This window comes from Marinomonas primoryensis (genome assembly GCF_013372285.1).
Lineage (GTDB): Bacteria > Pseudomonadota > Gammaproteobacteria > Pseudomonadales > Marinomonadaceae > Marinomonas > Marinomonas primoryensis.
Genome location: NZ_CP054301.1, coordinates 1,980,232 through 2,000,014, shown reverse-complemented (window position 1 = coordinate 2,000,014; position 19,783 = coordinate 1,980,232). Strand labels below are relative to the sequence as shown.

Here is a 19,783-nt window from a genome sequence, read left to right as displayed (position 1 = left end):
ATAATGAGTGTAGCAGCATGCGTAAAAAGCAGCGTCAAGTTACGCAAATGGTTTGTGGCATTTTGTAAACTACACTTGCATTGGTGGACCACTGTGCACACGAAACTCTACATCTGGCTCAACAATAAGTTGATGCTCTATATTTCTAAAAAATGTCACACGTTCTTCAATAGAATCACTAGCATACTCTTGTGCAAGCTCAAGATAGTCTTCAAAATGACGCGCTTCAGATTTCAATAATGAAATATAGAATTTGGACAACTCGTCATCCAAATGTGGCGCCAGTGCAGCAAATCGTTCACAAGAACGCGCTTCTACAAATGCACCTATGATAAGTATATCTATAAGGCGAGCTGGTTCATGAGTACGAATGTGTTTGCGCAAACCATCGGCGTAGCGCGATGCTGACAAGTGTTCGTAGGCGATGCCTCTGCTGCGCATCAATTTATGAACTTGTTCAAAGTGTAGTAGCTCTTCACGAGCCAAACGAGACATCTTGTGCAACAAATTATCGCGATCAACATAGCGGTACATTAAGTTCATTGCTGTCGACGCTGCTTTTTTCTCACAGTGAGCATGATCATTTAATAGCAAAGTTTGGTTCTCAAGAGCGCAATTCACCCACGCTTTAGGGGATTCACACGGAAGAAATTCAACAAGCTCTGGATACGCTGATAACATTACTCTACCTTTTTATGTTAAAAAACGTGATTATACCCTCTATTGCACTCTTAGGCAGCAACGTCTTGATTTGGATATCAAATTCGTAATGAATGATTTTTATGACCCCAAAAAACTAAAAATTGGCCAAAATGTAGGAGTCGAACTCGATCCATACATTTTAAACTACCCAATGGATAACCATAAAACCACTTGGGTTGCAGACCAAGGTGGAAGGCCTTTTGTCCTGCGTTTTTTCCAATCCAACAAAGGAAAAGTTGAAGACTTCTTACAAAATGCCAGAAAATATGCAGGCGTAAAACACCCTGCCATCACACCAAACTACCCACCCTTTTACTCAAAACTATGGGTCTTTTCGTGTTCTGCTGTATGTGGTGGAGAAAACCTCTACAGTTTTTTAGGAAAATACCCAGATGGAGCCCCTTTAAATGTAGTGATTGGTCTATTCGATAATATTGCCAAAGCGTTAGATCAAGTACATAAAAATGATCTGCTCCATGGACATTTAGACTTAAATTCAATTCATGTCGTTAATGGGCTTGGCCTTATGACGGGATTCGGCGTTCACAATTGGATGAGTCAAATTGATGACAGCGTTATGGATGCCCGCTTCTTCCCACCAGAATATTTAAAAAAAGGTCAAAAGCGCACACCAGCATCGGATAGTTTTGCCTTTATGAAACTCCTCATGGCCGCCTTACTTGGAGAATCGATTCTCGATAAAGACTTCACTACGAGCCTACCAGACACACACCCAAGTTTAAGTGACACCACATGGGGTCGTTTACTGAAATGGAGTAGAGAAAATGAGCGCCATAGGCCAAAATCCTTGGTTGAAGTCATTCGAATCATTCGCGCAAACCTCTATAAGCCTGAAGTAAGTAACAGTTCGGTGGCTAAGCGAGCCGTGAAACGCTATGTACGCAATACCAAACCAAAAATCATCGTTATATGTACTTTTGTCGCCATAAGCATTTTGGCGGCTATCATTTTATGGCCTAGCACACCACCTGAAAAAATCACTCCCGCCCCAAAAACTGTACCTAAGGTGGAAGTAATAACGCCGTTTGAGGCATTGCCGCAAACATTAGAAGAGCCACTTATTTCTGGCGGAACAGCACCCAAAATAGAAAAAATCCCTCCTGCGACCTTTATCATGGGTGATCAAAACAGAATGGGAGATGATAATGAAAAACCACCCCATGAAGTCGATATCCCCAATGGCTTTTATATTAGTAAATACGAAGTTACCTTTGACCAATATGATAAATTTGCCAATGCAACTGGTCGAGAGCTACCTCCAGATAATGGCTGGGGCCGAGGGCAACGCCCTGTAATCAACATCAGCTGGTATGACGCAAAAGCCTATACGACTTGGATATCCAGCCAAACAAATCAAGAGTATCGCCTCCCAACAGAAATTGAATGGGAGTATTCGGCAAGAGCAGACTCAAGTACCTCATTTTGGTATGGAAACACGGTAAAGCCTGGTTACAGCGTCTGTGATAGCTGCGGAAGTCAATGGGACGGTGTATCTTCCGCCCAAGTTGGCAGTCAAGCCAGTAACCCACTTGGTTTGTTTGACATGCATGGCAATGTAGCGGAATGGGTAGAAGATTGTTACCACGACAACTATGACGGCGCGCCGACAAAAAATGAAGTGTGGCTGGCCAATCAATGTGAAAACCGAGTATTAAGAGGCGGATCTTGGTTCGATATTCCAAGAGTTGGCCGAAGTGCAACAAGATACCGCGCAGAACCGGTATTAAAAGCCAGCAATTGGGGCTTTAGGGTGGTGAGGATTATTCAGCAATCTAATGGTTTATCTAAATCAGAATAATTCCGCTAAATGTCACCTATTCGAAATTGTTATGGTGCATCGTCACTTTTTGATGCGTTTTTTCTATAATATGTACCAGATGAAAAATTAAATTCAGTGACCTGATTTCAGGTTCCTTTTCTAGTACATAATATTATTATCATAAATTATTATTCAGAGGTGACAATGAGCCTATATTCAGAGTACTTACAAGAAATTGAAAATCGAAAAGGTCAAGGATTACATCCTAAGCCGATTGATAGTGATGCGTTATTATCAGAAATCATTGCTCAAATTAAAGACACTGGTAACGAATACCGCGCGGATTCTCTTAATTTTTTCATCTATAACACATTACCAGGCACAACAAGCGCAGCCGTGGTAAAAGCTAAATTTCTGAAAGAAATTATTCTAATTGAATCTGTCGTAGCTGAAATCACACCGACATTTGCTTTTGAATTGTTATCTCACATGAAAGGCGGCCCTTCTGTTGAAGTGCTTCTTGATCTTGCTTTATCTGATAACACGTCAGTTGCTGTACCTGCAGCAGACGTTCTGAAGACTCAAGTCTTCTTGTATGAAGCTGATATGGAACGCCTTGAAGTTGCTTTCAAAGCGGGCAATGCCATTGCTCAAGACATTCTGCAAAGCTACGCTGCAGCAGAGTTTTTTACTAAGCTACCTGAAATAGATGAAGAAATTGGTGTTGTAACTTACATCGCCGCAGAAGGTGATATTTCTACCGATTTACTCTCTCCTGGTAATCAAGCTCACTCCCGTTCAGACCGTGAGTTGCACGGAAAGTGCATGATCTCTCCAGAAGCACAAGTGGAAATCCAAGAACTTCAAAAGCAACATCCTGGCAAAAAAGTGATGCTAATCGCTGAAAAAGGCACGATGGGCGTAGGCTCTTCGAGAATGTCAGGCGTTAATAACGTAGCGCTTTGGGCCGGTAAACAAGCAAGCCCTTATATTCCATTTGTGAACTTTGCTCCTGTTGTTGCAGGTACGAACGGCATTTCACCTATATTCTTAACGACTGTTGGTGTGACGGGCGGTATTGGTTTAGACCTTAAAAACTGGGTTAAAAAGCTTGATACTAATGGCAACCCAATTATGAACGAAAATGGCGACCCGGTTCTTGAGCAGACTTACTCTGTTGAAACCGGCACCGTACTAACCATTAACACTAAAGAAAAGAAACTGTATAACGGCGATAAAGAGCTTGCCGATATTTCTTCCGCTTTCACACCTCAATCTGTTGAGTTCATGAAGGCCGGTGGTTCTTACGCGATTGTATTCGGTAAAAAACTGCAAACCTTCGCCGCTGAAACGCTTGGTGTTCCCTTAGAGCTTGTCTATGCTCCTTCTAAAGAAATTTCGCATAAAGGCCAAGGCTTGACAGCTGTTGAGAAAATTTTCAACAAAAATGCTGTTGGCGTAATGTCTAAAGCGGCGTTACACGCTGGCTCTGATGTTCGCGTACAAGTGAATATTGTAGGATCGCAAGATACAACAGGCTTAATGACGTCTCAAGAGCTTGAATCAATGGCGGCAACCGTCATCTCTCCTATTGTTGATGGTGCTTACCAATCAGGTTGCCACACAGCGTCTGTTTGGGATTCAAAAGCACAAGCGAATATTCCAAAACTAATGCAGTTTATGAATAAGTTTGGTCTTATTACCGCTCGTGATCCGAAAGGTGTTTATCGCCCAATGACAGATGTTATTCATAAAGTATTGAATGACATTACGGTTGATGATTGGGCAATCATTATCGGTGGCGACTCTCATACTCGTATGTCTAAAGGTGTTGCCTTCGGCGCTGACTCTGGAACTGTTGGTCTTGCACTAGCAACGGGTGAAGCAACGATGCCGATTCCTGAGTCTGTCAAAGTAACCTTTAAAGGTCATTTGAAGGACTACATGGATTTCCGTGATGTGGTTCATGCTACTCAAGCTCAAATGCTTAAGCAATTTGGCGATAACGTGTTCCAAGGTCGAGTGATTGAAGTACATATTGGTACTTTACTGTCTGACCAAGCGTTTACCTTTACAGATTGGACTGCCGAAATGAAGGCAAAAGCATCCATCTGTATTTCTCAAGATGATACGCTCATTGAATCTTTAGAGATCTCGAAGAGCCGTATTCAAATCATGATTGATAAAGGCATGGACAATGCAATCCAAACGCTTAAAGGCTTAATTAAAATAGCGGATAAGCGAATTGGAGAAATCAAATCTGGTGAAAAAGCGGCGTTAGCACCAGATAACAATGCTAAGTACTTTGCGGAATTGGTTGTTGATCTAGACCAAATTGACGAACCAATGATTGCCGATCCTGACGTTAACAACGCGGATGTATCTAAGCGTTACACACATGACACTATTCGCCCTGTTTCTTTCTATAAAGGTGAGAAGAAAATAGACCTTGGTTTTGTTGGATCATGTATGGTTCATAAGGGAGATATGAAAATCATCTCTCAAATGCTTAAGAACCTAGAAGAACAAAACGGCACAATCAACTTCAAAGCACCACTTGTTATCGCGCCACCAACATACAACATTGTTGATGAGTTAAAAGCGGAAGGCGATTGGGATGTTTTGAAAAAATACGCCGGTTTCGAATTTAATGACGATGCACCAAAAGAATCTGCTCGTACTAAATACGAAAACATCATGTATCTAGAACGTCCAGGCTGTAACCTTTGTATGGGTAATCAGGAGAAAGCTGAGAAAGGCGATACGGTTATTGCCACTTCAACACGCCTTTTCCAAGGCCGAGTCGTAGAAGATACGGCAGAGAAGAAAGGTGAATCATTATTGTCTTCTACTCCGATCGTTGTACTTTCAACTATTCTTGGTCGTACACCAACCATGGAAGAGTACAAAAATGCCGTTAAAGGCATCAAACTAACGGACTTTGCGCCACCGCTTGATGCAATGACAACAGAACCAGTCGAGTTTATTCCTGTTAGTAACGTCTAACATGAATTAACAGTGCATTAAACTGCGCGAAAAAAGCCTACAGATAGTTTTTATTTGTAGGCTTTTTTATGCCTTACTTTTTTACCCTCAAATACATCTAACCATTAACTTTAGTATTTTTTGCGCAAAAAATTCAGGCACAAAAAAGCCCCGCTGTGCGAGGCTTCTCCTAGAAGGGTGAATAAATTAAATAACTTCTCGCTCAACAAGCTCGTCGAACTCTGCTTGTAGCTGACGCTCTACGGGACTCTCTACATCCTGAGCATTAATATGGTGCTGTCGACCAGCATGTTTTGCTTTGTGTTTGATTAGCTGCTTCTCTAACTTGCCAACTAAGAGGTCAAGGGCCGGTTTAATCTGTTTATCCGTTTTAACCGTTGCAAAAAGATCATGACCAGGAATATGAACACTGGCTTCGACAATTAATTCATGAATCTCGTGTTTCTCTGTATTTAGAATCACCTTAATGCTTGTTATCTGATTATTGATACGAGACAAGTGGTCCATTTTTTCTTTAACAAGTTCTTGAACTTCTTCACCAGATTGGACGTGGTGACCGCTAATATTCAATGTATACATAGAGAATTTCCTTCTGTTTTAGTCAGGTTTTTTATTAACTTCAGTTTTGTACCTCCTCTGTTGCCCTTATATATAATCTATGGACGATTCGATGTGATTTCAATGCCGACAATGTAAATACTTTCACAATATAGTGAATGAACATCGCATTTCCCAATGAATACAAAAAATCGCCCTTAAACACTTTATTAATCAGTACCATACCTATTTAAATCTAGCAAACTTTTGAGCATTTTGCACAAGAAAATCATGTGTTTTCTTGTATCAATGAGTGCTATTTAGCTCAATGGGAATACGCTACCTAGCTTTCTTAAAGTCACATCATTATTCACTTTGGTCTTAATCTCGAATTAATCGTACATTATATGAACGATACAAAATCGCAAGACATACACAAAGTGCCGATGGAACACACAATGCGTAAAACCCAAACGTCAAGAACAACCAGGCTCCCAGACAACCACCTAAAATAAAGCCAACGACAATAATAATAAACAAGAACACTTTGCGCTTATCTAGTACCTTCCCCTGAAAGGCCCCTCCTAACATAATGCCTAAATCTGTAAATATACCCGTTAGATGGGTTGTTCGCACAACAGCGCCACTGTAGGTGGTCGCAAGTGCGTTTTGAAGCCCGCACGCCGCCGACGCAAAATAGTGTCCCGAAGTGTAATTATTTAATAATAAATACATAGCGACCATTAAAAAAACAGCTTCAATGACCAACAGCACATCATAAAATCGACCCAACTTTAACGACGTCTCTGTCAGCATAAAACCGGAAATAGCCGAGCCCATAACAAAGCTTAGTAATATTCCAATTAGGTGAAGAAGTACTCCTGCGTCTGGGTTTAACATCGCACTTCCTATGAGTGTAGCAGTCCCTGACAAATGCGACACAGCTTGGTGCTGAAACCCCAATAATGCGACCGCATTGACACTTCCAGCCACCAGAGCCAGCATAAATGCACCGTATTCAACCCACCTTGGCAGTCGCGATAACACAGTTTTCTCCTTTACTATCATGACATTGATTAGTCGTTACATTTGTCCAGCCTACACCGAGTAATCTAGAAAGCAAAAAAAAGCGCCTGTCACTATGACAGGCGCTTTTCAAAAAAATATGCTAGTAGCTCTAGTCATTCAGTAATATGCGCAACATACGACGAAGTGGCTCAGCCGCTCCCCATAACAATTGATCACCAACCGAGAATGCACTGATGTATTCAGGCCCCATATTCAACTTACGAATACGACCTACTGGAATATTCAGTGTCCCCGTTGCCGCTGTTGGTGTTAAACGCTCCATTGTCGCTTGCTTATCGTTAGGGACAACGCTAACCCACTCATTATGCTGAGCAAGCATGCCTTCGATGTCAGCAACAGGAATGTCTTTGTTTAGCTTGATGGTATAAGCCTGACTATGACAACGCATTGCACCGATACGAACACATAAACCGTCAACTGGAATTGGTTTGCCGTCGATGCCTAAGATTTTGTTACACTCAGCTTGTGCTTTCCACTCTTCGCGGCTTTGGCCGTTATCAAGCTGGCTGTCGATGTAAGGGATCAAAGAGCCCGCTAATGGCACACCAAATTGATCGGTGGGTAATGTACCGGAGCGCATTTTTTCTGCGACTTTACGATCAATCTCAAGAATCGCACTAGCAGGATCTGCAAGCTCTGTCGCAACAGCACCTTGCAACATACCCATTTGATTGATCAATTCGCGCATATGGCGTGCACCACCACCAGAAGCAGCTTGGTAAGTCATAGAGGTCATCCACTCAATGTGGCCTTTCTCAAACAACCCACCTAATGCCAACAGCATCAAGCTAACCGTACAGTTACCACCCACAAAAGTTTTAATGCCATCGCTCAAACCTTGCTTGATAACATTTAAGTTAACAGGATCAAGTACAATAATGGCGTCTTTATCCATGCGCAATGAAGACGCGGCATCAATCCAGTAACCTTTCCAACCCGCCTTACGCAACTGAGGGTAAATAGCCTTGGTATAATCCCCGCCTTGACAGGTAATAATAATATCCATCTTTTTCAATGCTTCAATGTCGCTTGCATCTTGAAGTAATGGAATATCTTTACCAATTTCTGGACCTTTCTGCCCCGTTTGAGATGTTGTAAAGAAAACTGGATCAATATGATCAAAGTCTTTTTCTTCCTTCATACGTTGCATCAACACAGAACCGACCATTCCGCGCCATCCGACTAAACCTACAGTGTGTTTTGACATGGTTAACGTTACCTTTTTTTTGTGGGGCCACTCATACCAAGAGCAGTATCCCTAATGAATGCCCAATATCGTTATGATATTACGCTTTTAATGCTGCTAGAACCGCATCGCCCATGGCTTGCGTACTAACAGTTTCGCACCCTTTCGATGCAATATCTGCGGTTCTTAGACCTAGGTCTAGAACCTTACTTACTGCCGCCTCAATAGCATCTGCCGCATCTTTTGCGTCTAAAGAATAACGCAACATCATAGCAACTGACAAAATTGTCGCCAATGGGTTAGCGATTCCTTTGCCCGCAATATCTGGCGCAGAACCATGACATGGCTCATACATACCGCGGCCTTCAGCATTTAGAGAAGCAGAAGGTAGCATACCAATAGAACCTGTCAACATAGCAGCAGCATCAGAAAGGATATCACCAAACATATTGCCAGTAACCATTACATCAAACTGTTTTGGTGCACGAACAAGCTGCATCGCAGCATTATCAACTAGCATGTGTGTTAATTCGACGTCAGGGTACTCTTTCGCCACTTCTTCCATCACTTCTTTCCAAAGGACGGTCACTTCCAGCACGTTGGACTTATCAATAGAACAGACTCGCTTATCACGTAAACGCGCTGCTTCAAAAGCAGAACGCCCTATACGGCGAATCTCTGACTCATTGTAAACATAGGTATTAAAACCTTCGCGCTCACCATTTTCTAGAACGCGAATACCACGAGGCTGACCGAAATAAATACCGCCCGTTAATTCGCGAACAATAAGAATATCCAAGCCAGCAACGATTTCTGGTTTCAAGCTAGACGCATCAGCTAACTGCGGGTACAAAATCGCAGGACGAAGATTAGAAAACAACTCAAGGTTAGAACGTAATCCAAGCAAGCCTTTTTCAGGGCGAACCGACATGTCCAATTTATCCCATTTAGGACCACCCACCGCACCGAGTAAAATAGCATCCGCCGCTTTGGCTTTAGCCAAAGTCGCTTCTGGTAATGGAGAACCTGTTTCGTCATAAGCAGAACCACCAACCAGCGCACTTTCGTGAACGATGTTCAAAGAGAACTGTGCGTTCACTGCATCCAAGACGCGAACCGCTTGTGCCACAATTTCTGGACCAATGCCGTCACCCGGTAATACCAATACATTTTTAGTCATGTTAAACCCTTAAAAAACTGCTGTGATGTTATTGCCAAAAGAAATTACTGTTCACGTGACAAGAAAAGCCATGGTGCATCATTCATACGTTTTTCTTCGTAACTACGAATAGAAGACTCTTGCTCAAGTGTCAAAGCAATGTCATCCAAACCATTTAACAAACAATGCTTACGGAAGTTGTCGACAATGAATTCGAATATTGCACCAGAAGGCGATGTTACCGTTTGATTCTCAAGATCAATAATGATTTGAGCCCCTTTTCTTAACGCGACTTCAGCGAACAATTGATCCACTTCTTCTGCTTCCAGAACAATTGGCAACAAGCCATTTTTAAAACAATTATTGTAAAAAATATCCGCAAAGCTTGGCGCAATAATGGAGCGAAAACCGTAATCATCTAACGCCCAAGGCGCATGCTCGCGGCTAGAGCCACAACCGAAGTTTTGACGGGCCAGTAATACACTAGCGCCTTTGTAACGATCATGATTTAAAACAAACGATTCTCGGATCGGACGACCATCGCATTCTTGGTCTGGCTGACCTTCGTCTTCGTAACGAAGCTCATCAAATAAATTTTTACCAAAGCCAGTTCGTTTGATAGATTTCAAAAACTGCTTTGGAATGATCATATCAGTATCAACGTTAGCCAAATCCAAAGGAGCGGCTAAGCCTGTGTGCTTAGTAAAGGGACGCATGAAAACTCTCCTTTTATTTAGTGTTTAACAAATTCGTTAACATCAACAAAATGACCGGCAATTGCGGCGGCGGCGGCCATCGCAGGGCTAACCAAATGCGTACGACCACCAAACCCTTGGCGACCTTCAAAATTACGGTTAGACGTAGAAGCGCAATGTTCACCATTGCCCAATTTATCCGCATTCATCGCCAAACACATGGAACAACCAGGCTCACGCCATTCCAATCCAGCCGCTTCAAAAATTACATCTAGGCCTTCTTTTTCAGCTTGTGCCTTTACCAAGCCAGAACCCGGAACCACAATCGCTTGTTTCAGCGTAGAAGCGACTTTACGACCTTTAACCACTTGGGCCGCAATGCGCAAATCTTCAATACGTGAGTTGGTACATGATCCTATAAAAACACGATCTAGCACTATATCGGCCAACATGGTTTTGCCTTCTAAGCCCATATATTTCCAAGCACGTGCATAACCTTCTTTTTTCACTGGGTCTTTTTGATCTTCAGCGCGCGGAATCGGCTCATCGATAGCAATCACCATTTCGGGTGACGTTCCCCACGTGACTTGTGGTTTGATATCTTCTGATTTCAGTACAACCACTTCGTCAAATTGCGCGTCTTTATCAGAAACAAGGTCTTTCCATGCTTCAACAGCAATATCCCAATGTTCGCCTTTAGGCGCATAGGGACGGCCTTCAACATAATTAATCGTTGTTTCATCTACAGCAATCAAGCCCACGCGAGCGCCTGCTTCAATCGCCATATTACAAACTGTCATACGGCCTTCCATGGATAAAGACTGAATGCCCGTACCGCCAAATTCAATCGCGTAACCTGTTCCGCCCGCGGTACCAATGGCACCGATAATCGCCAAGACAACGTCTTTCGCGGATACCCAAGCTGACAATTCGCCATCAACCCGAACCAACATATTGCGGCTTTTCTTTTGCACAAGGCACTGCGTCGCTAGTACATGTTCTACTTCCGATGTTCCAATACCGTGCGCTAGGGCCCCGAAGGCTCCATGTGTGGACGTATGAGAATCACCACAAACCACGGTCATACCTGGAAGCGTCGCGCCTTGCTCTGGCCCAACAACGTGCACGATTCCTTGGCGTATGTCCTTCATGTTGAATTCGGTAATACCAAATTCATTGCAGTTATCATCTAACGTTGTGACTTGAATTTTTGACACAGGATCTTCAATACCATCAACGCCAGAAATACGCTCTTTCTTCGTAGTCGGCACATTATGGTCTGGTGTTGCTAAGCTTGAAGAGACACGCCAAGGCTTACGTCCAGCCAATCGAAGTCCTTCAAAAGCTTGCGGTGACGTTACTTCGTGAAGCAACTGCAAATCAATATAAATCAATGCGCTGCCATCATTCCGCTGTTGAACAAGGTGGCTGTCCCACAACTTGTCATAAAGGGTTTTACCTGACATAAATTCTCTCCTAAAAATCTTATTGCGCTATCCTAAAACTTTGGCTTAAATAACTCAAATTCATATTTTTCATATTTTGGATAATTTTTTGGAATGATAGACATTGCTGAACTACTTACCTTCATTAAAGTCGCTGAAACTAGCTCATTTTCAGAAGCGGCCTCTAAACTTTTTTTAACACAACCAGCGATAAGTAAACGCATTGCCGCACTTGAAAGTAACCTAGGTGTACGACTTTTTGATCGTATTGGACGCCAAGTACAATTAACCGAAGCTGGGATACGTTTATTACCCAAGGCAAGAAAAATGGCGGAAGATTTACAAGACATAAAGCGCAGTATGACATTACAAATGCAAGATGTGAGCGGCGAACTACGTCTTTCGACCAGCCATCATGTCGGTTTGCGACGTTTACCAAAATCCCTCAAACGCTTTCAAGAGGACTTTCCGAGCGCACACTTAGAGATTGAATTTACCCAATCAGAAGAGGCTTACCAAGATGTTCTAAAAGGACGAGCTGAACTGGGTATTATCACGCTATCCAATAAAGAAAACCCGTTGATTGAGTCATTACCAATTTGGTCTGATCCGCTGACTTGTGTTGTCAGCAAAGATCATCCTCTGGCCTTATCTAAAAAACTAAGCTTAATAGAATTAGCACAGCACGCTTGTGTTTTACCCAATAAAAATACGTTTACTAGGCAAATCGCAGAACAAGTTTTTGGCAAACAAGGGCTAAAACCTAAAGTTCGGATGAACACCAATAATTTAGAAACGCTTGCTATGCTCGTCAGTATTGGCTGGGGGTGGTCACTCCTTCCCTCGACCTTGGTCGATGAAAAGCTGGTGGTATTGAACATTGCAGACTTGAACGTAGAGAGGAAACTTGGTGTCATTCATCATAAACAAAGAACACTCAGTCGAGCTGCCATCGCTTTTATTGAACTGCTAAAAAGCGATGGCACCAATTTATAAGCTGTCTTTTTAACGACGCTGACTAATAATAAGAATGATAAGCGCCAAGGCGCTGGTCATAGACGCGGCCGTAAATGCCCAAGCCCCACCAGCCCATTCCCATAAATAACCAGTGATAACCATGCCAATCCCACCGCCTAAACCGATGGCAAAAGCACTGTACATGGCTTGCCCTTGACTGGCATAACGTTCAGGGAAAAGACGTCTAATTTGTTCGATTGACACCATATGAAAAAGCGCAAACGTTATGCTGTGAAGCAGCTGCGTGAAAATGAGCACCCACACGATAGACGCAAACCACCCCACCAAGAACCAACGAACGATACCGCAGACAAAACACAGCGTAATAATATGAACAACATGAAATTGTTTAATCGTATTACCAAAAAACAGGAACAGTACAATTTCAATGACCACACCCAGCGCCATTAAAAGACCGATATGTTCACCGCTGTAGCCAAGATTCGATAAATGAACGGCAAAAAAAACATTGAAAGGCGCATGAGACATAAAAGCCAAAAAAGCCAATGCAAAAAACAGCATAGACTCCGGCGTTTTCACCAAGGAAAGAAAAGACATTGATTCTTTATGAGGGTTAATTTCATACGCTTGCTCTTTTAAGAAATACGATGTAACCACCGCCAATGCCAAGCAAACGCACATAGTTGGAATAACAATACCAATGCCAAATTGGCCTATCAGAAAACCACCACCCGCCACGGCGACAACATAACCTATGGAACCACCTACTCTTAATCGAGTATAAGGTACATCCAAATGGCGAATACTTCTCACTGCTAACGAATCCGTCATAGGAATTAATGCAGAATAAAACAATGCCATTGTGCAGGTTAGGAACCACAGCGTTTCAAATTGATCACTCCAATTAAAAGGAATGACGGCAATAAAACAACCTAAAATCCCCAACTGAAGAATACGTTTAGGCAAGCCTATTTTGGCCGTTAGCCAGCCCCAAAAATGCGGAATTAAAATACCGGATAAAGTAAACGTCGACATCAAGCGGCCAATCTCGGACGCGGTTAAACCAATCGACTTATAGTACAGCGAAATATAAGGCATCATCACGCCGATAAACGCACAGAAAAAAAAGTAGAAGAAGAATAAAGGCCAAGCCACAGGGCGAGCTTTTTCTGAAAACATTATGGCTCCAAAACAGTTTTAGATTTGCGACTAAATTAAGTCAACAAAGATCATGCATTCACTATAATGATTGAGTATGCTGGAAACAGTAAAAAAAAGCACGACAGATAACGAAGCATATTCCTATAAATCACCTCCTCTCTGTCAACAATCCATCCTATAAAGCGTTTATTTTTAGTGGGAGAAAATCATGGCTAACAATCAAGAATGGTGGCGTGGCGCAGTCATTTATCAAGTGTATCCACGCAGTTTTTTCGACTCTAATAACGATGGTATTGGAGACCTTCCGGGTGTCACTGAGAAAATGGATTACATCGCATCACTGGGTGTCGACGCTATTTGGTTATCACCTTTTTTTACCTCTCCGATGAAAGACTTCGGCTATGATGTGTCAGATTACTGTGATGTAGACCCTATTTTTGGCAGCCTTGTCGACTTCGACCAACTGATTGAAGCGGCTCATCGTCATGGCCTTAAAGTGATGATAGATCAAGTGCTGAACCACAGTTCAGATCAGCACCCTTGGTTTGCGGAATCACGTAAGAGCCACGACAATGCCAAAGCAGATTGGTATGTATGGTCAGACGCCAATCCTGACGGCACCGTTCCTAATAATTGGCTTTCTGTATTTGGTGGCCCAGCATGGCACTGGGACAGTCGACGAAGACAATATTATCTTCACAACTTCTTAGACAGCCAACCAGATTTGAATTTCCATAATCCGGACGTTGTTAATGCGTTACTCGAAACCGTTGAGTTTTGGTTAAAGCGAGGCGTTGATGGTTTCCGCTTAGATACAGCAAACTACTATTATCATGACCTAGAACTGAGAAATAACCCACCAAAAGAACACGTCGTTGAAGGCAGTATCGGTGTTCGGTTAGACAACCCTTACGCCTATCAACTGCATATTTACGACAAATCCAGACCTGAAAATATTGCCTTTTTAAAGAAACTTAGACATTTACTGGATCAATACCCAGACACCACAACCGTAGGCGAAGTAGGTTGTGATTTCGCACTCGAAACTATGGCGGCTTATACCCAAGGTAACGACAAGCTGCATATGTGTTACTCGTTTGATTTACTGACGCATGACTCATCTATGAACCATATTCGTAAAACGATGGAAACCATTGAAGCCAGCTTGGGTGATGGTTGGCCATGCTGGTCGACAGGAAATCACGATGTAGAACGCGTTGCGACTCGTTGGGGAAAAAATCATAACTCTGTCGCCAAAAGTAAAATTTACATGGCTATGTTATTAACATTACGTGGCAGTGTTTGTTTGTATCAAGGTGAAGAGCTCGGACTACCTGAAGCAGAATTGTCCTTTGATCAGCTGGTAGATCCTTTTGGCATTGCTTTTTGGCCGGAATTTAAAGGCAGAGATGGCTGCAGAACACCCATTCCCTGGAAAAACGAATTGTTAGGCGGTTTTACTCAATCCCATCAGCCTTGGCTGCCCATAGCAAAAGAACAACGACCACTTGCGGTCAGTGTACAGGAAGGAAATCGGCATTCTGTATTGCACGCTTATCGTGATTTTTTACACGTAAGACGCAATCACCCTGAACTACGTCATGGCGAGATTGAATTTTTGTATCACAATGACACGACACTGATCTTTCTTCGAAGTTATCAAAACAAACGTCTCTATGTGGCAATCAACACATCACACCAGGACATAATTTTGCCTGTCGAACTGACTCTCTCGGCCTTAACACTGCCAGAAGCCATTCAAAGTGGTTATGTGGATGGCAGTACCGTAGTACTACCACCATTCAGCATTTTACTTGCTGCCGTGTTGGACTAAACAAGAATCAGAAGAGTCTATAACGCCAGTTGCTCTTGATTTGGCCAAGCGTTAATAATGGCTTTCACCAGTGTCGCCAATGGAATGGCGAAAAAGATTCCCCAAAATCCCCATATACCACCAAAAAACAGCACGGCGATAATGATGGCCAGCGGATGTAAATTGACCGCCTCAGAGAAAAGTAAAGGCACTAACACATTACCATCTAATGCTTGGACGATTAAATAAGCGACCACAACATATATAAATTCACTCTGTGTGCCGTATTGATAAAAAGCCACCAATACAACAGGAATCGTCACCGCGGCCGCACCAATGTAAGGAATCAAAACGGAAAGCCCCACTAGCAGCGCCAACAATTCTGCGTATTTCAAACCGAACACTAAAAAGACAATATAGGTCACCACGCCAACGACAAACATCTCAATGAACTTGCCGCGAATATAATTCGCAATTTGATCATTCATTTCATGGGCGATGTTCCTCATCATTTTTCGTTCTTTTGGTAACCAAGAGGTTAAATAGTCCAGAATTCTTTCCTGATCTTTCAATAAGAAAAACATCACTAAAGGCACTAAGACCAAGTAAATTACGACAGAAAATAAAGAAGGGATACTCGACAAAGAAAATGACACGAGCCATTGCCCAAGATTCGTAGACTCATTTGCTAATGAATTCGTTAGTTCATCAATAGCATTCTGACTCACAAATTCACTGTGGCCCGCTGCAAACTGCTGCACTTCCGTTCGAATCACAGTAAACATTCTTGGAACATCTTGGACTAGCCGAACGGCCTGACGCCAAATAATAGGCACCATTACTCCAATGAATACTCCGCACGCTGTCAGAAAAGTAAAAAATACAACGAATACGGATAAAATATGGCCAAGCCCAAGCCGTTGCAATCGATCAACCAGCCCTTGCAGAAGAAAAGCCAATACAATCGCAATCAAGATAGGGGCTAAAATCCCCCCCCAAAATACTAAAATACAGAGTGTTGCAATCAAAAAGAGCAGAAATACAACCAACTCTTCATTTGAAAAATAGCGTTTAATCAGCGTATCAACAATTTTAAACATATCGAGTCCGTTTCAGCTTTTTTTAATCACGAAAGTATAAACATCACTGTCTTCACGCGTTGACAGTAAAGAAAGCCCAACCAAAGCAACGTATTGAGGGATATCCTTTAACGAGCCAGCATCACACGTTTTAACACACAAACACTCACCTTCCGCCATTTTACTTAATGCCATCTTGGTCTTTAACAATGGCATTGGGCAACGATCTTCTCTTGCATCCAAGATTACGTCATACTGATCGCCTAGATTGATCGTCATTTTATAATTTACCCAATACTTATTTTACCTAATGAATATTTGCCATATTATGAGACTATTTTCAAACGTTACAACAGGCTTAAGCATCTTAGCTGTTGTTTTTACAACTACTTTCCCTATTTTGGGTCACAGTAGCATTCCGGATTTAGAAGCCAATAAAGACGAAAGAGCGCTGTCGAACCCATCGTACATACTTGGACAATATTGGTTTAGAAAACTAAATGGAAGCCGAGCGTTAATCGACTTCCCTCCCGCGTACGATTATCTGAAAGATGCCTTGTCGCTGATTCTTCCGCAAACAGATCTTTATAATACAACAGTAGAAATGACGTTTTTAAACAGCACGCAAAGTAATGCGTTTGTTATTCCAGGGAACCACCTTTTTATTTACTCTGATATCATGGAAATGATTAACAACGAAGACATGCTACTAGGGCTGCTTGCTCATGAGGTCGCACATTTAGACCTTCGCCATTATGAGCGCCAAACAAAACATTCGGGTGAAGAACTACAAAAGACACTAGTGATGCTTGGAGCAGGAATAGCGGCGGCATTGGCTGGCGCAGGCTCGGATGCTACAACCGCGCTTTGGTTGGGAGGCATCGCCAATCAAGCTGAAAACACCCTAACCTACAGCCGTAACCAAGAACTAGAAGCCGATCGACGTGGCCGCGAATATCTTAATAATGCAGGAATTGCTCCAGAGGGTATGACGAAACTGTTTCAAGCTTTTTTCAAACAAGCCCTAGGAAGGCCAAAACTGGAGTTTTTATCCACTCACCCATTACCAAACTCGCGATTATCGGATTCATTCACTACAGACACCAAAGACACAATCCTGAGCAACACAACAGTAAGTGATTTTGAATACTTTAGAGCCACTCTATTGGCCTATCGAGCAGGCTTAGATGATAGTCCCTATACTTATCTAGACCAAAAAATCCAAAGCAACGATGCAAAAAACTATGCCAAAGGGCTTTTTTCTTACCTTATTCAGTCTCCCGAGCGCGCTCTTGTCTTTTTAAGTAAGCTAGAAAAGCACAATCAATTTACGGACTACCTACAAGCGTTAAGCTATATGGCCTCAGGTCAAGCTGATAAAGGATTACGTGTTATCAACAAACAACTTGATCTTGCACCAAAAAACATCCTGTTTTCGATGCTCCATGCCCAGCTAACCCAATCAAAGCCCATTAGTGTTTCATCGAATTACCTTTATGAGCAGCGGTTAATTTGGCGGGCGAATATTCAATACTTTCAATCTAAAGACAACATACCTATGGCATTAAATTATCGAGCATTACTTGATTTTAGCCAGGGAAAAGACAAAACAGCACAATATTTAATTAAGCGCGCAGAAAATGATGCACATGAGAATGAAAAAAGTATCATTAAAAACACAGCCTCTTTCTTTAAAATAATTAAAGAAGCGGAAAAACAAGAAGATTTAGACGAAGAAAAAAACAATTAAAAAAGAAACTTTAAAAACAAAAAAAAGCCAAACTTAGCGTTTGGCTTTTTTATCTGCAGGATAACCAGCATTATTCAGCTGATTGTGCGTGCAACGTATCGAATTGATTTTGAAGCTCTGCATGCTTAGCATTGTATAGAGACACTTTTTGGTCTGCAGTGTAAGCACCGTTCAGGTTAACACTAGGGTCTACTTCTGCGCCCATATTCTCAAGGGTCACAGTAAGCGCTTCTACGCTGCCTTTTGCGCTTTGAATGCGGTCTGTCGCGCCTTCGTCAGAAGCGGCAAATGCACTGGTTGTCATAACAGAAGCGGCTAGTAGAGCTAAAACAGTTTTATTTAAATTTCTCATCATTCAATCCGTAATTTAAAATAGTCATATATTAATAAGTATATTATTCAGCTGATTGAGCGTGTAAGGCGTCAAATTGATTTTGTAACTCCGCATGCTTAGCAGAATAAATCGCTTCTTTCTGATCAAAAGTATAAGCACCGTTTAAATTAACGCTTGTATCCACTGGAGCACCCATATTTTCAAGTGTTATACCTAATGCTTCTACACCACCTTTTGCGCTTTGAACACGTTCAGTACCAGTTTCAGCAAAGGCAGCCGTTGTCATTACAGAAGCCGTTAATAGAGTAAGAGTCGTTTTAGTGAAAATTTTCATGTGTATTCCCTTTAGATATTTAATTTTTAATAAATTGCGATGCTTAACGTATTAATAAGCTGTTTCGCATTGGTGTTTATATAATAGGCTTTTATTAAAAATAAAAAAGAGCACAACCCTTGCTTCCAACTTCTTTTCAAATACGGTTGAATAAACAGAGAATTGAATGAAAAGAACATGTAATTGATAGAAAATTCAAAAATTAAGGAGAAATATCAAACACCATTCACATAAAAAAAATTAATAGATTGATTCAGTCATTAGTAAGACAGTAAAAAAAACGGTTTTAATTTATATTATAAATTACTGAACAAGACAAAATCAAAGTAGATGTTTAAGGCAAGAAATAGAAAAACAAAAAAAGCCAAACGTAATGTTTGGCTTTTTTATCTGCAGGATTACCAGCATTATTCAGCTGATTGTGCGTGCAACGTATCAAATTGATTTTGAAGCTCTGCATGCTTTGCATTGTATAGAGATACTTTCTGGTCTGCTGTGTAAGCGCCGTTCAAGTTAACACTAGAGTCAACTTTTTCGCCCATATTTTCAAGGGTGGTAGTAAGCGCTTCTACGCTGCCTCTAGCACTTTGAATGCGATCATCAGCGCCATCACCAGTACCAGCATATGCACTTGTTGTCATAACAGAAGCAGCCAGTAGAGCCAAAACAGTTTTATTTAGAGTTTTCATAATTCGATCCTTAATTTTAAATGGTTATAAGCTAATTAGGTCAATA

At 41.9% G+C, this 19,783-nt stretch carries 18 protein-coding genes; 5 read left to right on the top strand and 13 right to left on the bottom strand.

The window, feature by feature from the left end:
- Positions 1–69 precede the first annotated feature (69 nt).
- Entirely contained in the window at positions 70–681 is a 612-nt protein-coding gene (locus MP3633_RS09155) for a MiaE family protein (protein ID WP_176335317.1), read from the bottom strand.
- Between the two features lie 88 nt (positions 682–769).
- On the opposite strand from MP3633_RS09155, the gene MP3633_RS09150 reads away from it, so the two are divergent.
- Both MP3633_RS09150 and MP3633_RS09145 read left to right on the top strand, forming a co-directional pair.
- Entirely contained in the window at positions 770–2,521 is a 1,752-nt protein-coding gene (locus MP3633_RS09150; RefSeq protein ID WP_176335316.1) for a formylglycine-generating enzyme family protein, read from the top strand.
- Between the two features lie 165 nt (positions 2,522–2,686).
- Positions 2,687–5,488 carry a bifunctional aconitate hydratase 2/2-methylisocitrate dehydratase gene (locus MP3633_RS09145; RefSeq protein ID WP_176335315.1) on the top strand — a complete coding sequence of 934 codons (2,802 nt, stop codon included), beginning with the start codon at positions 2,687–2,689 and terminating at the stop codon, positions 5,486–5,488.
- Positions 5,489–5,674: 186 nt separating this feature from the next.
- On the opposite strand, the gene hpf is transcribed toward MP3633_RS09145, so the two are convergent.
- The 6 genes from hpf to leuC all read right to left on the bottom strand — a co-directional run bounded on the left by hpf (position 5,675) and on the right by leuC (position 11,620).
- Positions 5,675–6,067, bottom strand: a complete 393-nt coding sequence (gene hpf, locus MP3633_RS09140) for a ribosome hibernation-promoting factor, HPF/YfiA family (RefSeq protein WP_112138888.1) — start codon at positions 6,065–6,067, stop codon at positions 5,675–5,677.
- A gap of 339 nt (positions 6,068–6,406) precedes the next feature.
- On the bottom strand, positions 6,407–7,072 hold the full coding sequence (locus tag MP3633_RS09135) for a YoaK family protein (RefSeq protein WP_176335314.1): 666 nt from the start codon (positions 7,070–7,072) through the stop codon (positions 6,407–6,409).
- A 130-nt stretch (positions 7,073–7,202) separates the two neighbouring features.
- The gene (asd, locus tag MP3633_RS09130; RefSeq protein WP_176335313.1) at positions 7,203–8,321 is read right to left on the bottom strand and encodes an aspartate-semialdehyde dehydrogenase; all 1,119 of its coding nucleotides are present in this window, start codon (positions 8,319–8,321) and stop codon (positions 7,203–7,205) included.
- 79 nt (positions 8,322–8,400) lie between these two features.
- Entirely contained in the window at positions 8,401–9,480 is a 1,080-nt protein-coding gene (leuB, locus tag MP3633_RS09125) for a 3-isopropylmalate dehydrogenase (RefSeq protein ID WP_112138894.1), read from the bottom strand.
- Between the two features lie 44 nt (positions 9,481–9,524).
- Positions 9,525–10,175, bottom strand: a complete 651-nt coding sequence (leuD, locus tag MP3633_RS09120; protein ID WP_176335312.1) for a 3-isopropylmalate dehydratase small subunit — start codon at positions 10,173–10,175, stop codon at positions 9,525–9,527.
- A gap of 17 nt (positions 10,176–10,192) precedes the next feature.
- Entirely contained in the window at positions 10,193–11,620 is a 1,428-nt protein-coding gene (gene leuC / locus MP3633_RS09115) for a 3-isopropylmalate dehydratase large subunit (protein WP_112138898.1), read from the bottom strand.
- A gap of 93 nt (positions 11,621–11,713) precedes the next feature.
- On the opposite strand from leuC, the gene MP3633_RS09110 reads away from it, so the two are divergent.
- The gene (locus MP3633_RS09110) at positions 11,714–12,595 is read left to right on the top strand and encodes a LysR family transcriptional regulator (protein ID WP_217909071.1); all 882 of its coding nucleotides are present in this window, start codon (positions 11,714–11,716) and stop codon (positions 12,593–12,595) included.
- Positions 12,596–12,604: 9 nt separating this feature from the next.
- Here the strand turns inward: MP3633_RS09110 and MP3633_RS09105 are convergent, their stop codons facing one another.
- Positions 12,605–13,756 (bottom strand): MFS transporter, encoded by a 1,152-nt coding sequence (locus MP3633_RS09105; protein ID WP_176335311.1) that lies wholly within the window; start codon positions 13,754–13,756, stop codon positions 12,605–12,607.
- Between the two features lie 190 nt (positions 13,757–13,946).
- On the opposite strand from MP3633_RS09105, the gene MP3633_RS09100 reads away from it, so the two are divergent.
- Complete coding sequence (locus MP3633_RS09100) at positions 13,947–15,572, top strand: alpha-glucosidase (RefSeq protein WP_176335310.1); 1,626 nt, start codon at positions 13,947–13,949, stop codon at positions 15,570–15,572.
- Positions 15,573–15,589: 17 nt separating this feature from the next.
- Here MP3633_RS09100 and MP3633_RS09095 read toward each other — a convergent pair whose 3' ends face one another.
- Both MP3633_RS09095 and MP3633_RS09090 read right to left on the bottom strand, forming a co-directional pair.
- Positions 15,590–16,651: an AI-2E family transporter gene (locus tag MP3633_RS09095; RefSeq protein ID WP_176335309.1), complete on the bottom strand. Its 1,062-nt coding sequence runs from the start codon at positions 16,649–16,651 to the stop codon at positions 15,590–15,592.
- Positions 16,652–16,663: 12 nt separating this feature from the next.
- A complete protein-coding gene (locus tag MP3633_RS09090) occupies positions 16,664–16,909 on the bottom strand; it encodes a sulfurtransferase TusA family protein (protein ID WP_176335308.1) in 246 nt (81 codons plus the stop codon).
- A 49-nt stretch (positions 16,910–16,958) separates the two neighbouring features.
- On the opposite strand from MP3633_RS09090, the gene MP3633_RS09085 reads away from it, so the two are divergent.
- The gene (locus MP3633_RS09085; protein WP_176335307.1) at positions 16,959–18,380 is read left to right on the top strand and encodes a M48 family metallopeptidase; all 1,422 of its coding nucleotides are present in this window, start codon (positions 16,959–16,961) and stop codon (positions 18,378–18,380) included.
- A gap of 70 nt (positions 18,381–18,450) precedes the next feature.
- Here the strand turns inward: MP3633_RS09085 and MP3633_RS09080 are convergent, their stop codons facing one another.
- The 3 genes from MP3633_RS09080 to MP3633_RS09070 form a co-directional block, all read right to left on the bottom strand.
- Complete coding sequence (locus MP3633_RS09080; protein WP_244959930.1) at positions 18,451–18,735, bottom strand: hypothetical protein; 285 nt, start codon at positions 18,733–18,735, stop codon at positions 18,451–18,453.
- 40 nt (positions 18,736–18,775) lie between these two features.
- Complete coding sequence (locus MP3633_RS09075) at positions 18,776–19,048, bottom strand: hypothetical protein (RefSeq protein ID WP_176335306.1); 273 nt, start codon at positions 19,046–19,048, stop codon at positions 18,776–18,778.
- A gap of 407 nt (positions 19,049–19,455) precedes the next feature.
- Entirely contained in the window at positions 19,456–19,737 is a 282-nt protein-coding gene (locus MP3633_RS09070; RefSeq protein WP_176335305.1) for a hypothetical protein, read from the bottom strand.
- Positions 19,738–19,783 lie beyond the last annotated feature (46 nt).

Bases quoted from the DNA above. Each gene is read 5' to 3' on its own strand.
- MP3633_RS09155 (WP_176335317.1), bottom strand. From the start codon at position 681: ATGTTATCAGCGTATCCAGAGCTTGTTGAATTTCTTCCGTGTGAATCC.
- MP3633_RS09150 (WP_176335316.1), top strand. From the start codon at position 770: ATGAATGATTTTTATGACCCCAAAAAACTAAAAATTGGCCAAAATGTA.
- MP3633_RS09145 (WP_176335315.1), top strand. From the start codon at position 2,687: ATGAGCCTATATTCAGAGTACTTACAAGAAATTGAAAATCGAAAAGGT.
- hpf (WP_112138888.1), bottom strand. From the start codon at position 6,067: ATGTATACATTGAATATTAGCGGTCACCACGTCCAATCTGGTGAAGAA.
- asd (WP_176335313.1), bottom strand. From the start codon at position 8,321: ATGTCAAAACACACTGTAGGTTTAGTCGGATGGCGCGGAATGGTCGGT.
- leuB (WP_112138894.1), bottom strand. From the start codon at position 9,480: ATGACTAAAAATGTATTGGTATTACCGGGTGACGGCATTGGTCCAGAA.
- leuD (WP_176335312.1), bottom strand. From the start codon at position 10,175: ATGCGTCCCTTTACTAAGCACACAGGCTTAGCCGCTCCTTTGGATTTG.
- leuC (WP_112138898.1), bottom strand. From the start codon at position 11,620: ATGTCAGGTAAAACCCTTTATGACAAGTTGTGGGACAGCCACCTTGTT.
- MP3633_RS09110 (WP_217909071.1), top strand. From the start codon at position 11,714: ATGATAGACATTGCTGAACTACTTACCTTCATTAAAGTCGCTGAAACT.
- MP3633_RS09105 (WP_176335311.1), bottom strand. From the start codon at position 13,756: ATGTTTTCAGAAAAAGCTCGCCCTGTGGCTTGGCCTTTATTCTTCTTC.
- MP3633_RS09100 (WP_176335310.1), top strand. From the start codon at position 13,947: ATGGCTAACAATCAAGAATGGTGGCGTGGCGCAGTCATTTATCAAGTG.
- MP3633_RS09095 (WP_176335309.1), bottom strand. From the start codon at position 16,651: ATGTTTAAAATTGTTGATACGCTGATTAAACGCTATTTTTCAAATGAA.
- MP3633_RS09090 (WP_176335308.1), bottom strand. From the start codon at position 16,909: ATGACGATCAATCTAGGCGATCAGTATGACGTAATCTTGGATGCAAGA.
- MP3633_RS09085 (WP_176335307.1), top strand. From the start codon at position 16,959: ATGAGACTATTTTCAAACGTTACAACAGGCTTAAGCATCTTAGCTGTT.
- MP3633_RS09080 (WP_244959930.1), bottom strand. From the start codon at position 18,735: ATGATGAGAAATTTAAATAAAACTGTTTTAGCTCTACTAGCCGCTTCT.
- MP3633_RS09075 (WP_176335306.1), bottom strand. From the start codon at position 19,048: ATGAAAATTTTCACTAAAACGACTCTTACTCTATTAACGGCTTCTGTA.
- MP3633_RS09070 (WP_176335305.1), bottom strand. From the start codon at position 19,737: ATGAAAACTCTAAATAAAACTGTTTTGGCTCTACTGGCTGCTTCTGTT.